10 protein-coding genes are annotated in these 13,593 nt (G+C 63.6%); 4 read left to right on the forward strand and 6 right to left on the reverse strand.

The annotated features are described in order from the left end of the window. Positions 1 to 3 precede the first annotated feature (3 nt). Positions 4 to 882: a hypothetical protein gene (locus AC2FLM_RS21725; RefSeq protein ID WP_496859922.1), complete on the forward strand. Its 879-nt coding sequence runs from the start codon at positions 4 to 6 to the stop codon at positions 880 to 882. Next, positions 882 to 1,277, forward strand: a complete 396-nt coding sequence (locus tag AC2FLM_RS21730; RefSeq protein ID WP_234144008.1) for a cell division protein ZapA — start codon at positions 882 to 884, stop codon at positions 1,275 to 1,277. Before AC2FLM_RS21725 ends, AC2FLM_RS21730 begins: the two co-directional genes overlap by 1 nt. Before the next feature lie 130 nt (positions 1,278 to 1,407). Here AC2FLM_RS21730 and grxD read toward each other — a convergent pair whose 3' ends face one another. The 6 genes from grxD to AC2FLM_RS21760 all read right to left on the reverse strand — a co-directional run bounded on the left by grxD (position 1,408) and on the right by AC2FLM_RS21760 (position 9,035). Beyond that, positions 1,408 to 1,770, reverse strand: coding sequence for a Grx4 family monothiol glutaredoxin (gene grxD / locus AC2FLM_RS21735; RefSeq protein ID WP_234144010.1), 363 nt, complete (start codon positions 1,768 to 1,770; stop codon positions 1,408 to 1,410). A gap of 61 nt (positions 1,771 to 1,831) precedes the next feature. Further along, a complete protein-coding gene (locus AC2FLM_RS21740; protein ID WP_234144012.1) occupies positions 1,832 to 2,068 on the reverse strand; it encodes a BolA/IbaG family iron-sulfur metabolism protein in 237 nt (78 codons plus the stop codon). A gap of 119 nt (positions 2,069 to 2,187) precedes the next feature. Continuing rightward, positions 2,188 to 4,347 (reverse strand): phosphoribosylformylglycinamidine synthase subunit PurL, encoded by a 2,160-nt coding sequence (gene purL / locus AC2FLM_RS21745; RefSeq protein ID WP_496859923.1) that lies wholly within the window; start codon positions 4,345 to 4,347, stop codon positions 2,188 to 2,190. Positions 4,348 to 4,430: 83 nt separating this feature from the next. Further along, positions 4,431 to 5,591: a BamA/TamA family outer membrane protein gene (locus AC2FLM_RS21750; protein ID WP_496859924.1), complete on the reverse strand. Its 1,161-nt coding sequence runs from the start codon at positions 5,589 to 5,591 to the stop codon at positions 4,431 to 4,433. A 4-nt stretch (positions 5,592 to 5,595) separates the two neighbouring features. Continuing rightward, positions 5,596 to 7,851, reverse strand: a complete 2,256-nt coding sequence (locus tag AC2FLM_RS21755) for a mechanosensitive ion channel domain-containing protein (RefSeq protein WP_496859925.1) — start codon at positions 7,849 to 7,851, stop codon at positions 5,596 to 5,598. A 278-nt stretch (positions 7,852 to 8,129) separates the two neighbouring features. After that, the gene (locus tag AC2FLM_RS21760; protein ID WP_234136570.1) at positions 8,130 to 9,035 is read right to left on the reverse strand and encodes a LysR family transcriptional regulator; all 906 of its coding nucleotides are present in this window, start codon (positions 9,033 to 9,035) and stop codon (positions 8,130 to 8,132) included. Between the two features lie 171 nt (positions 9,036 to 9,206). Here AC2FLM_RS21760 and AC2FLM_RS21765 point away from each other — a divergent pair, with 171 nt between their 5' ends. Next, positions 9,207 to 12,626, forward strand: coding sequence for an indolepyruvate ferredoxin oxidoreductase family protein (locus AC2FLM_RS21765; RefSeq protein ID WP_496859926.1), 3,420 nt, complete (start codon positions 9,207 to 9,209; stop codon positions 12,624 to 12,626). An 80-nt stretch (positions 12,627 to 12,706) separates the two neighbouring features. Next, a complete protein-coding gene (locus AC2FLM_RS21770; RefSeq protein WP_496859927.1) occupies positions 12,707 to 13,585 on the forward strand; it encodes a lysophospholipid acyltransferase family protein in 879 nt (292 codons plus the stop codon). The last annotated feature ends 8 nt before the right edge of the window (positions 13,586 to 13,593 follow it).

Consider the following 13,593-nt stretch of genomic DNA (forward strand, 5'->3'; position numbering starts at 1 on the left):
GGCATGAGCCAGATCGAGGAACTGCACAGTCGCATTTCGGCCGCGATGGAGCGGATCGGAGCCGGGGTCGAGGCCTTGGCGATGCCGCAGGAGGCAGCGCCCTCGTCCGAACCTGCCGAGGCAGACAGCGATCTGGTCGCCGCGCTGGAAGACGAGCGGCTTGCCAATGCGCAGTTGCAGGAACGGTTGAAGTCGATCAAGGCCAAACATGCCGCCGAAATCGAGGCGCTGAAATCCGAGGCCGGTGAAGCGCCCGCCGCCGAAGATGATGGTGATCTGAACCAACTGAAGGCGGATCTGGCCGAGGCCACCGCCAAGCTGATGGCGGCCGAGGCGGCCCGGGCAGAGCTGGCCGAGGCCAAGGCGGCGCTGGAGGCCGAAGATCAGAGCACGCTGTTGCGGGCAGAGATCGACGCGCTCAAGGCCGAACTGGACGCTGTAGAGGATGTCGATGCGCTGAAGGCCGAGATCGAGGCCTTGCGTGCCCAGGCGGGCGACCGAACGGTCGAGGATGAGTTGCGTGCCGAGATCGCGGGGCTGAAGGCCGAGCTGGGCCAGAGCGAGCGGGTCTCGGAGTTGAGCGCCGAGCTTGAAATGCTGCGCGCCGAACGGGTCAGCCATGGTGCGGCAATGTCGCGACTGGATGGCGATCTGCAACGGCTGCGCAAGGCCAACGATCAGCTGCGCAAGGCGCTGGCGGACCTGCGCGCCGCCAACGAGGCCGGGGTGGGCGAGCCGCATCTGATCAATGCGGCGATGCTGGCCGAGCTGGAGGCGCTGCGCGCCCAGAGGGCGACCGACGCGGCCGAGGTACAGGCGGTGCTGAGCAAGCTGGGGCCATTGCTGTCATCGGCGAATCTGGCGGAAGGAGAGGACGAGTAATGCCCGAAGTGACCATTCATATCGGCGGCCGCGCCTTCGAGGTTTCCTGCCAGGAGGGCGAGGAGAGCTTTCTGCATTCGGCGGCCAAGATGCTGGATGACGAGGCGCAGGTCCTGTCGGATCAGATCGGACGAATGCCCGAGGCGCGGATGCTGCTGATGGCCGGGCTGATGTTGGCGGACAAGACTGCCGCCGTCGAGGACAAGATCGGGGTGGTCGAAGCCCGGCTGGCCGAGTGTGAGGCAGAGCTGGAGGCGCTGAAAGCAGCCCCCGCGCCAGAACCCGAGCGGGTCGAAGTGGCGGTGATTCCGCCTTCGGTCACCGATACGCTGGCCGAACTGGCCGCCCGCGCCGAGGCGCTGGCCGACCAGGTCGAAGAAAAGACGGCAGGCTGAGGCCGGGCCAAGATATCGCGGATATCTTGTTAAAAGCGCCCCAAAGGGCGCTTTTTGAACAGGATTTCAAGGGAAATCCTGTTGGCAAAGTCTTTCCAAGACTTTGCTTGCGGTTGCCGCCAGGGCGCGTTCAGGCGTTGGCGGCGCGGATCTTGTCGGCGGCGTCCTTGTCATAGGCGACACCGTTCTCTTCGAACAGCGTGTCCAACTCGCCTGACAGGGTCATTTCGGTGATGATGTCGCAGCCGCCCACGAACTCGCCCTTGACATAAAGCTGCGGGATGGTCGGCCAGTCGGAATAGTCCTTGATGCCCTGGCGGATTTCGTCATCGGCCAGCACGTTCACGTCCTGATAGGCCACGCCCATGTAGTTGAGCACGCCGGCCACGCGGCTGGAAAACCCGCATTGCGGCATTTCCTTGGTGCCCTTCATGTAGAGCACCACATCGTTGGCTTTGACGGTTTCGTCGATACGGGTCTTTGCGTCGGTCATTGATGCGTTTCCTTCTGCGCCACGCGGAGTGGCAGAACTGTCTGTTTCCGGCGCCCAACGCCTATTCGGGCGCCTTGGTGGTCAGGGCCAGCGCGTGCAGTTTGCCGCTGTCGATTTCGGGCTTCACCGCCGCGTTGACGGCACGCTGCTGCTGGATCCGGCTCTGGCCGCGAAAGCTTTCGTCCACCACTTCGGCGGCCCAGTGATTGCCGTCGCCGGCGAGGTCGGTGATGGTGATCCTTGCCTTGGGAAAACTGGCGCGGATCAGCGCCTCGATTTCATGGGCTTCCATGGCCATGCGATATACTCCAGATGTCTTGGACCAGATGTAGAGCGCCGGACCGGGGCGCGCAAGTCACCCCGAAGACACTGCGATGACTGCGCCCCCTTGGGCGCGCTTGGGTCTGTCCGCCCGGCTCAGGCCACGGCGGCGGCAAAACTCGACCGGAAAGTGGCGGCCAAATCCGCCAGCGGTGCCTCGGATCCGCCGATGCGCACGGTGTCGCCGGTGAAGCGGCCGACCGAAGTGACCGTCACGCCCGCCTGCGCCGCCGCCGACATCAGCGCCTCGGCCTGATCGAAATTGCAGGCGACCAGATAGCGGGCCTGATCTTCGCCGAACAGGAATTCGGTCGGGGCCTCGTCCAGGTGGACGCCAACGCCGGCCGTCTCGGCAAGTTCAAACGCTGCCAGTGCCAGTCCGCCATCACCCAGATCGGTGCAGGCCTTGATCAGCGCGCGGTTGGCGCGGATGAACTCTCCGTTGCGGCGCTCGGCCTCCAGATCCACGTGGGGCGCGTCGCCATCCTCGCGGTTGAACACCTCGGCCAGCAGCGCCGATTGGCCCAGATGGCCAGCGGTCTCGCCCACGACCAGCGCCACATGACCCTCGCGCACATCCTTCCCGATGATCTCGTCGGTCGAGGCCAAGAGGCCCACGGCGCCAATGGTGGGCGTGGGCAGGATCGCCGCGCCATCGGTCTCGTTATAGAGCGAGACATTGCCGGACACGATGGGCATGTCGAGCGCGGCACAGGCGGCGCCGATCCCTTTGATTGCGCCGACGAACTGGCCCATGATCTCGGGCTTTTCGGGATTGCCGAAATTCAGGTTGTCGGTGGTGGCCAGCGGCAGCGCGCCCACGGCGGTCAGGTTGCGATAGGCCTCGGCCACCGCCTGTTTGCCACCCTCGACGGGGTTGGCGCGCACATAGCGCGGGGTCACGTCGCTGGTAAAGGCCAGCGCCTTGTCGGTGCCGTGCACGCGCACGATCCCGGCGCCCAGACCCGGCGTGCGGGCGCTGTCGGCCATGACCATGGTATCGTATTGTTCATAGACCCATTGCTTGCCGCCATAGTTGGGCGAGGCCAGCAGCGCGCGTAGCCCGTCGACCGGGTCGATCTGCGGCACGTCGGCCAGCGGCTCGGCGGCCGGGGTCGGCACCCAGGGACGGTCGTATTCGGGGGCGGTTGACGAGAGTTTCGACAGCACCAGATCAGCCTTCACCTCGCCATGATGCATGATGAGGAAGCGGTCTTCGGCGATGGTTTCACCCACGATGGCGAAATCCAGATCCCATTTTTCGAATACGGCGCGGGCCTCGGCCTCAAGCTCGGGCTTCAATACCATCAGCATCCGTTCCTGGGATTCCGACAGCATCATCTCGTAGGCGGTCATGTTCTCTTCGCGCTGGGGCACGTTTTCCAGGTCCAGGCGCACACCCAGACCGCCCTTGTCGCCCATTTCCACGGCCGAGCAGGTCAGGCCCGCGGCGCCCATGTCCTGGATCGAGATCACGGCGCCGGTCTGCATCAGCTCCAGCGTCGCCTCCATCAGGCGCTTTTCGGTGAACGGGTCGCCCACCTGCACGGTGGGGCGCTTTTCCTCGATCGTGTCGTCGAACTCGGCGCTGGCCATGGTGGCGCCGCCGACGCCGTCGCGGCCGGTCTTGGCGCCGAGATAGACCACCGGCATGCCGACGCCCGAGGCGGCGGAGTAGAAGATCTTGTCGCTGTCGGCCAGACCGGCGGCAAAGGCGTTCACAAGGCAGTTGCCGTTATAGGCGGGGTGGAAACGCACCTCGCCGCCCACACAAGGAACCCCGAAACAGTTGCCATAGCCGCCGATGCCCTCGACCACGCCATTGACCAGCTGCCGGGTCTTGGGGTGGGAAGGCTCGCCAAAGGACAGCGCGTTCATCGAGGCGATGGGGCGTGCACCCATGGTAAACACGTCACGCAGGATGCCGCCAACGCCGGTGGCCGCGCCCTGGTAGGGCTCGATATAGGAGGGGTGGTTGTGGCTCTCCATCTTGAAGACCACCGCCTGACCGTCGCCGATATCGACCACGCCCGCGTTCTCGCCCGGACCGCAGATCACCTGCGGACCGCTGGTGGGCAGGGTGCGGAGCCATTTCTTGGAGGATTTGTAGGAACAATGCTCGTTCCACATGGCCGAGAAGATGCCCAACTCGGTAAAGGTCGGTTCGCGCCCGATGATCTCGAGGATCATGTCGTATTCCTCGGGCTTCAGCCCGTGCGCGGCGATCAGGTCCGGAGTGATTGCGGGCTCTTGCATCTGTGGTGTCCCCAAGCTGGCCGATGTTGCGCGCCTTTTAGGGCAAGGTCGCGGCGGGGGAAAGGGGCAAGAGGGCGCAGCGTTCAGAACCTTTGACCGACATAGATATAAAGCAGATCCTCGCCCGCGCGGTTGCGGCTGAGATCGACCGAGAAATCCAGCGGGAATTTCCGCGACAGGCGATAGCGCGCCCCGATCCCCCAGGCCGAGCGCACGGTGCCGAGGGAAAAATCCGAAAACCGGCGCCCGGTGGTGCCGACCCCGCCAAAGGCCACGACGCCGAGACGAGTGCCCAGCCGCTGTCGCAACTCTACCTGAAGCGAGGCCGAGCGCTGGTCGAGAAACTCGGTGACCGAATAGCCCCGGAACCCGTCCGTGCCACCCAGCGAGCAGAGATCGAAGAAAGGCGTGTCGGAACTGGCCCCGCAGACCGAGGCGGCGGCGGCAAGCACCGCCCCTTTCCAGGGCTTGTGATAAACCGCAAGGTTCAGATAGGCGCGGGAATAGTCGCCCGTCACCCCTTCGAGCGTGAGACCGCGCGTGGCTTCGAAATCGATCAGCGCGCCCTGGGTCGGATAGATGGTGTCGTCGCGCGTATCGAGGCTGGCGACGAGGCCGGGACTGACGATGCGCATCGAGGTGAACCGGTTGAACGGCGGCGGCAGCGGGGGAATGCCGGTGCGGGCAAGGTCGATCTTGGTGTCGAGATAGCGCAGCGACAGGCCCGCCGAAAGCTGTGGAGTGAACCCGTAGGACAGGCTCACCCGGGCCAGTTCCCCTTTCTGGTGGATCGGAAGCAGGCCGATCCCTGTATGCAGATCATAGTTCAGGTTGGCACGGGCATAGAGGCTTTCGATCTGCCAGCGATTGTTGTCAAAGGCGAAATTGCCCGCAAGCCCCACGCCCTCGCTGCCATTGTCCGATCTCAGTGCCCCGATGCCGATCATCGAGGGTTTGGAGGCCGGGTCCAGCGTAAAGAGATATCCCGCCCCCAGCACCAGCCCCGATCCGATGGTCGGGTTGGAAAAAGGGATCGGCGCCACCACAAACGAGCCCCGACGGAATCCGGGCAGCTCTTCCTTCTCGACCGAGGTGAAGCGGCCGACTTCGGTTTCCAGCGTGGACTTGCCCGCCTGGGCGGCCGCTTGCGGTGCCGACCAGAGACACAGCATAAGCCCGGCGACAAGCGCGCAAAGCGGGTGCCAAAGCCCCACTTTGCCGCGCCTGTCGTCGGGCCGTTTCATGGGCCTATTCGCCCTGGGTCTGTTCGTTGACGGCCTGGCTGGCAGCGGCGGCAACCGCCGATTTCTGCTCGGGCGTCATATGTTCGGCGTCGTCCAGGCCGGGGATGGCCACGCGCACCTCGCGGCGGGCAAAGTCGATGCCGTTGGCCTTGAACTCGGCCTTGACTTTGTTGAAGATCTCCTTGCGCAGGGTGAACTGCTTGCCGGGTTTGGCCATGAACTTGCCCCGGATGATCATGCCGACATCGTCGAAATCGAACACGCCCTGCGATTTGAAGGGTTGCAGGAAGCCTTCGGCATGGGTCGGGTCGGCCATCATCTCGGCGCCGATCTTCTTGAAGATCTTCTTGACCTTGTTGGGATCGGTGTCGAAAGGCACGGTGAACTTCAGCTTCATGATCACCCAGTCGCGGCTGAAATTGGTCAGCTTGGCGATCTCGCCATAGGGGATCGTGTGCACCGGGCCGCGATGGTGGCGCAACTGCATCGAGCGGATCGAGATCTTTTCGACCGTGCCGGTGGTGCCGCCCACATCGACATATTCACCCACGCGGAATGCGTCGTCGATCAGGAAGAACACCCCGCCCACGATGTCGGCGACCAGTTTCTGGGCACCGAAACCGATGGCCAGGCCGAGGATCCCGGCACCGGCCAGCAGCGGCGTGATGTCCAGCCCCAGCGCCCCCAGGGCCAAGAGGCCGAAGATCACCGCGATGGCAACCTGCGCCGTGACGCGCATCAGGGGCAGAACTGTCACCAGGCGCGAGCCTCCGGCGCCACCGCCTTCGCCCGCTTCCTCGTCCGGGCTTTGATCGACCGCCGTCTGCTCCTTTGCCAGGCGACGGTTGATCCAGAGCGAAATGACCTCGTCCAGAATGTAACCCACGGCGATGATGATCAGGAACTGGATGACCGCCCCGCCAACATCGGACCCGGCACCCGCCACGTTGCGCAGGTCGATCTGCCAGGCATTGGCGATCATCAGAACGACAAAGACCCCGGCCAGAACCCGGCCGATGCGGATATAGCTGCGCTTGGTGGCGCGATAGGCCTGTTCGGCAATGGCGCCGGTGCCGATGATCGGCGGTTGCAGGTGCCGCACCAGCCCCCGGATCAGGGTGTCGATGGCCGGGGCCATCAGCAGCCAGAACATGGTGATGTAATGGGCGCCCGCGCCGACATTGGCCAGAACCGCCATGTCGCGGATCGCCACGAAATATTCGACGATCAGCCAGACAACGGCCGAGACCGCGATGGCGAAATAGGGGTAGTAGCTGGCGACCTTCTCGTCGAATGCGGTACGGTCGGGATCATCGCCACGCATCATCTCGGTCAGGCCACTGCGCGCGGTCCAGGCGATCAGCGCGATATAGATATGGATCGAGGTGTTCAGCCAGAATCCCAGCCGCATATCCCCCATCGCCACGCCGTTCAAATTATTGAAGGTGACGATGAACAGGGTAAAGCCGATCAGCAGGAACAGGCCGATCTGGTTGCGGTGCAGATACTGCGCCCAGCGGTCGTCGGCATTGACCAGCCGCAGATCGGGCCGGTTCGGCGCCAGGATAAAGCGCGAGATCGCCGCCCCCAGACGCGGCAACCAGATCAGGTAGAGCACGAAGGGCGCCGCATAGGCGATCTGTTCGGGCTCCAGCAGGCGGCGTCCGACAAAGACCAGGGTATAGTAGAACACGACCAGCCCCAGAACCTCGCGGCAGAACCGCCGGAACAGATAACTGACCGCGCCGCGCAAGTCGTCCGAAGCAGCAGCGGGATCAGCCTTGATCCACGAGCGGGTCACATAGACCGCCAGCTTTTCGGCGGCGAAGCCGATTGCAAGGGCCAACAAGGTGTAGCCGAACAGGGTGGCCATGCCCGCGCTGCCCAGCGAGTTTGCGAAATTCGACAGCGCCTCGCCCTGTTTCGTCACCAGCAGCGGCACCTTGCGCAGGGCATCCAGCCACGAGGCGACCAGCGCCTTGGCGGCGTCACCGACCCGGGCGATGGGCCCCTTGCGCGGTTCGGGTTGTTCCTGGCTGGCCTGCGCTACGGCATCCAGCCGCTCCAGGAGCAGGGCGCGGACCTGATCGTCGGACAGGCGCGCGACCAGATCGTCGACCTGGTCGGGGGTCAGGTCGTCGGGAACTGTGGGCGTGGTTGCCGCCGAGCTGCCCGAGGGCAACGGAACCTGGGCCGCCAATGGGACGGATATACAGAACAGGGCGGCCAGCAGGGCCAGCACCTTGAATAGCGGTTTCATGAATTGCCCTCGTGTATTCTTTATATGTTCCGTTTCTACCGCGCGTTGGCGTGAACTCAAACAGTTTCACCGGAAAGAGAGCGGTTCCGGACGAAAGACGAAAAAAAAGGCCGAGCACTAAGCTCGGCCATAGTCCAACAGGGAGGTATGAAGGTGACGAGCGTCTAAGCATCATCGCCTTCGAGTGCTGATTTAGGAGGCATGGGGCGTTTCTTCAAGAACTTTGATGTCGCAGGTGCAGCATTCCCGCTATGCAATTGTTGCATGGCTGGCCAAAATCAGAGAATCCCCAGCTCCTTCAATTGTTTGCGATGGGCGATGATCTCTTCCTGCACGAAGTCGCGGAAGGCCGCGACCCGCTGGGAATGACGCAGCTCCTCTGGATAGGCCAGATAGACCGGGACCTGGGCCGATTTGATATCGGGCAGGACATGGATGAGGTCGGGGAAATCCTGTGTCACATAGTCGGGTAGGACGCCGATACCCAGATTGTGCAGCACGCCCTGAAGCACGCCGAAATAGTTGTTCACCGTCAGCAGCGACGAGGGGTTATAGGCCAGCAGGTGCTGAGCCAGCACCACGCTGGCACCCACCTGGGCGGCGTTGGTGTTCTGGCAGATCAGCCGGTGTTCGCTGATGTCGCTGATATCCTGCGGCGTGCCCGCCGAGTCGAGATAGGCGCGGGTGGCATAGAGCTTCATCTCGACGGTCATCAGCCGTTTGCGGATCAGATCGGCCTGGCTGGGCTCTTTCATGCGGATGGCCACGTCGGCCTCGCGCATGGGCAGGTCCAGCACCCGTTCCTCGAGCATCAGATCGACCTTGAGATCGGGATATTTCTGGTAGAGCGCGGTCAGGCGCGGCGCCAGCCACAACGTGCCAAAGCCAAAGGTGGTGGTGACGCGCAATTCGCCGAACACCTCTTCCTCGCTGTCGCGGATGCGGGCGGCGGCGGCATCCAGACGCTTGGCCATGGATTTCGTGGCGTCAAACAGCAGCTCACCCTGCTCGGTCAGAATCAGGCCGCGCGCATGGCGGTGAAAGAGCGTCGCGTTCAACGATTCCTCGAGCGCCCGGATCTGACGGCTGACCGCCGATTGCGACAGGTTCAGACGGTCGCCCGCGTGGGTCAGGCTGCCCGCATCGGCAACCGCGTGAAATATCCGAAGCTTGTCCCAGTCCATATCCGCAACTTTCTTTATGCGCCCGACGACCTATATGAAACACATGACAAATTCCACAAGGAACGATGTATAACTGCGCGTGAAGGCGAAAAAACCACCTATGCAGGTCAGCAATTGTGACCTATATTCGGGCATCACTGACAAGCCGATCCGGCGCAGGGGAGACGTCTGATGAGCCAACCCAAACTCACGCTAAACGACAAGTTCGATCTGGAGAAGAGCCCGGTGCTGCTGAACGGCACCCAGGCCCTGGTTCGCCTGATGTTGATGCAGAAGGCGCGCGATACTGCCGCCGGTTTGAACACCGCCGGTCTGGTCACCGGCTATCGTGGTTCGCCGCTGGGCGCGGTCGATTTGCAGATGAGCCGGGCGCAGAAGCAGCTGAACGCGGCCGATGTCACCTTTCAGTTCGGGCTGAACGAGGATCTGGCGGCCACCGCGCTGTGGGGCAGTCAACAGGCGGGGCTGCGCGGTGACGGCAAATATGACGGCGTATTTGGCCTGTGGTACGGCAAGGGGCCGGGGGTGGACCGTTCGGGCGACGTGATGCGCCACGCCAACATGGCCGGCACCGCCAAACATGGCGGCGTTCTGATGGCGATGGGCGACGACCACACCGGCGAAAGCTCGACCGTGCTGCACCAGTCGGAATGGGCGCTGGTCGATGCCTATATGCCGGTGGTCAGCCCCGCAGGTGTGCAGGAAATCCTTGATTACGGTATCTACGGCTATGCGCTCAGCCGGTTCTCGGGCCTGTGGGTGGGTCTCAAGACCATGAAGGACACGATCGAGGTGACCTCGGTCGTGGATGGCCGTCCCGACCGGATGCAACTGGTGACCCCGGAATTCGACATGCCCGAGGGCGGGTTGAACATCCGACTGGGTGACACGCCGCACCTGCAAGAGGGGCGGATCATCGACTACAAACGCTTTGCCGCCGAGGCGTTCAGCCGCGCCAACCGGATGGACAGACGGGTCTGGGGCAAGCCGGGCGCCAAGATCGGCATCGCCGCAGCGGGCAAGAACTGGCTCGACCTTGTGCATGCGATGTCGCTCTTGAACATCGACGAGACCGAGGCCGAACGTCTGGGCATCACCACCTACAAGATCGGCCAGACCTTTCCGCTGGACATGCAGAGCTTTCATGACTGGGCCGAAGATCTCGACCTGGTGGTGATCGTCGAGGAAAAGCGCAAGCTGATCGAGGTGCAGGTCAAGGAAGCCATCTTTGACGACCGCCAGGGCCGCCGCGTCTATGGCTGGTACAAGGGCGGTGCCGGGGCGATGCACCGCGAGGAACTGTTCCCGACCCGTGGTGCGCTGGAGCCGATCCTGATCGCCGAGAAACTGGGCGGCATCCTGATCGAAGAGGGGCGCGAGACCGATGGGATCCGCGCGGGCCTGAATGCGCTGGCCGATGCGCGGCGCAATGACAACGCGCAGGAGATCGCCTCGCGCCTGCCGTATTTCTGCTCGGGCTGCCCGCATAACAGCTCGACCAAGGTGCCCGATGGCAGCCGCGCCTATGCCGGGATCGGCTGTCACTACATGGTGCAGTGGATGGACAGGAACACCCAAGGGTTCACCCATATGGGCGGCGAAGGGGCGAACTGGATCGGCGAGGCGCCGTTTTCCAAGACCAAGCACGTGTTCCAGAACCTGGGCGATGGTACCTATAACCATTCGGGCGTGCAGGCGATCCGCGCCGCCTTGGCGGCTGGCACCAACATCACCTACAAGATCCTGTTCAACGACGCGGTCGCGATGACAGGCGGACAGGAGAACGAAGGCGATCTGACCGCGCCGCGCATCGTGGCCGAGTTGAAGGCGATGGGCGTCAAGGAGCTGGCTGTTGTCTATGACGACAAGGAGGATGTGGACCGCTCGCAATTCCCCTCGGGCGTGCCGTTCCACGAGCGCGCCGAACTGATGCAGGTGCAAAAGCGCTTCCGCGAGATCGAGGGCGTCAGCGCCATCGTCTATATCCAGACCTGCGCCGCCGAGAAACGCCGTCGCCGCAAGCGCGGCACCTTCCCCGACCCGGACAAGCGGGTGTTCATCAACACCGATATCTGCGAGGGCTGCGGCGATTGCGGGGTGCAGTCGAACTGTGTCTCGATCGTGCCCAAGGAAACCGAACTGGGCCGCAAGCGGGCGATCGACCAATCCTCGTGCAACAAGGATTTCTCTTGCGTCAAGGGGTTTTGCCCGTCCTTCGTGACGGTGCAGGGCGCCAAGATCCGCAAGGAGGCCACAGCCGAGATCGACCTGCCGCATCTGCCGATGCCGAACCTGCCCGCCATCTCCGGCACCCATAACGTGGTGATCACCGGTGTCGGCGGTACCGGCGTGGTGACCATCGGCGCGGTACTGGCGCAGGCCGCCCAGATCGACGGCAAGGGCGCGGGCATGATGGAGATGGCGGGGTTGGCGCAAAAGGGCGGCGCGGTGCATATCCATTGCCGCATCGCCAACCGGCCCGAGGATATCAGCGCCATCCGCGTCGCCACCGGCGAGGCGCATGCGCTGATCGGCGGCGACCTTGTGGTCAGCGCCGGGGCCAAGACGCTGGGCCTGACCCGCACCGGCACCACCGGCGCTGTGGTCAACAGCCACGAGATCATCACCGGCGATTTCACCCGCAACACCGATTTCACCATCCCCGCCGATCGGCTGAGCCTGGCGCTTGAGGCGCGGTTGAAAGAGCGGCTGGACCTGTTCGATGCGTCCGAACTGGCGCGCGCGGTGATGGGCGATTCGATCTATTCCAACATGATGGTGTTCGGCGCCGCCTGGCAGCGCGGGCTGCTGCCGGTTAGCCACGAGGCCATCATGCAGGCGATCGAGCTGAACGGCGCCGCGGTCGAACGCAACAAGCGCGCCTTTGACATCGGCCGCTGGGCGGTTCTGCACCCGGACGAGGCCGCGCGCCTGATCCGGCCCGGCGTGGTCGAACTGCCGAAATCGCCCGAGGACAAGATCGCCTATCGCGCCGAACATCTGACCGCCTATCAGGGCGCGCGCCTGGCCAAGCGCTATCGCAAGCTGGTCGACGCGATCGAGGACGGCGATCTGCGCGCCGCGGTGGCCGAGGGCTATCACAAGCTGTTGTCCTACAAGGATGAATACGAGGTGGCGCGCCTGCTGCTCGACAGCCGCGACAAGGCCGCCGCCGAGTTTGATGGCGACCTGAAGCTGACTCTGCATCTGGCACCACCGATCCTGGGCGGCAAGGATGCCGATGGTCGCCCGAAAAAGCGCGAGTTTTCCGAGCGCTGGCTGGGGCTCTTCAAGCTGCTCGCGCGGATGAAGGGGCTGCGCGGTACGCCGCTGGACCTGTTCGGCTATACCGCCGAGCGCAAGATGGAGCGGGCGCTGATCCGGCAATATGAGAAGGACCTGCGCGAGGTGTTGCCGAAACTCGACAGCCGCACCCGCGATGCCATCGTGGCGCTGGCACGGCTGCCGCTGGACATCCGCGGCTTTGGCCCGGTGAAGATGGCAAACGAGGCCAAGGCCGCCAAGCGGCGCGAGGAGTTGCTGTCGGTGATCCGTCATGGCGGGCCGGAACTGGCAAAAGCGGCGGAATAACGCGTCATTTGACTGTTACAGGCTCTATGCAAAATCCAGGACTGCCCCTATTTCAGGGGCAGTTTTTTTCGGAGCTATTCATGACCGCACAGCGCCATATCGCCCGCGATATCAGCTATGCCCATTCCGCCGCCACCAAAGGGGGGCGAGTGGTGATCCGCCTGATGGAGAACACCACCGGTCGTCTGGGCCTGATCCGCCGGGCGCAGGGATACGAACGCGAAGTGGCGCGGGGCCGCGATTTCTGGGCGGTGATGGCCGAGCGATATGGCCTGACACTGGATGTGGTGGGCGGAGAATTGGCGAATATTCCACAGGACGGCCCGCTGATCCTGATCGCCAATCACCCCTACGGCATCCTCGACGGGCTGATGATGGGGCATATCCTGTCTCACACACGGGGAGATTTCCGCATCATTGCAAACCGCGTGTTCCGCAAGGCCGAGGATATCAACCGGATCATCCTGCCGATCTCGTTCGACGACACCCGTGAGGCCATGCAGCTGAACATCGACACCCGCCGACAGGCGTTGAACTATCTGGGGCAGGGTGGCGCGATCGGCATCTTTCCCGGCGGCACCGTCTCGACCGGGCTGCATCCGTTCTCGCATCCGATGGATCCGGGCTGGCGCGGTTTTACCGCGCGAATGGTGGCGAAATCCAATGCGGTGGTGGTACCGGTGTTCTTTGACGGCCATACCAGCCGGTTGTTCCAGATCGCCAGCCACCTGCATTCGACCCTGCGCATGGGTCTGTTGATCAAGGAATTCCGCAAACGGGTGGATACGCCCGTGCGGGTGGTGGTGGGCCAGCCCATCGGGCGCGACATTCTGGACCCTCTTGCCCGGGACACGCGCAAGATGATGGATTTTCTGCGCAAGGCGACGTATGAGCTGTCTCCGACGCCGCTCAAGTCCTATGACTACGGCTATGAATTCGAGGAACGGCATCGCGCCTGAAGGGAAAG

Source organism: Ruegeria sp. SAZD011, assembly GCF_059612545.1.

Coding starts and splice junctions, on each gene's coding strand:
- AC2FLM_RS21725 (WP_496859922.1), top strand. CDS start 4: ATGAGCCAGATCGAGGAACTGCACAGTCGCATTTCGGCCGCGATGGAG.
- AC2FLM_RS21730 (WP_234144008.1), top strand. CDS start 882: ATGCCCGAAGTGACCATTCATATCGGCGGCCGCGCCTTCGAGGTTTCC.
- grxD (WP_234144010.1), bottom strand. CDS start 1,770: ATGACCGACGCAAAGACCCGTATCGACGAAACCGTCAAAGCCAACGAT.
- AC2FLM_RS21740 (WP_234144012.1), bottom strand. CDS start 2,068: ATGGCCATGGAAGCCCATGAAATCGAGGCGCTGATCCGCGCCAGTTTT.
- purL (WP_496859923.1), bottom strand. CDS start 4,347: ATGCAAGAGCCCGCAATCACTCCGGACCTGATCGCCGCGCACGGGCTG.
- AC2FLM_RS21750 (WP_496859924.1), bottom strand. CDS start 5,591: ATGAAACGGCCCGACGACAGGCGCGGCAAAGTGGGGCTTTGGCACCCG.
- AC2FLM_RS21755 (WP_496859925.1), bottom strand. CDS start 7,851: ATGAAACCGCTATTCAAGGTGCTGGCCCTGCTGGCCGCCCTGTTCTGT.
- AC2FLM_RS21760 (WP_234136570.1), bottom strand. CDS start 9,035: ATGGACTGGGACAAGCTTCGGATATTTCACGCGGTTGCCGATGCGGGC.
- AC2FLM_RS21765 (WP_496859926.1), top strand. CDS start 9,207: ATGAGCCAACCCAAACTCACGCTAAACGACAAGTTCGATCTGGAGAAG.
- AC2FLM_RS21770 (WP_496859927.1), top strand. CDS start 12,707: ATGACCGCACAGCGCCATATCGCCCGCGATATCAGCTATGCCCATTCC.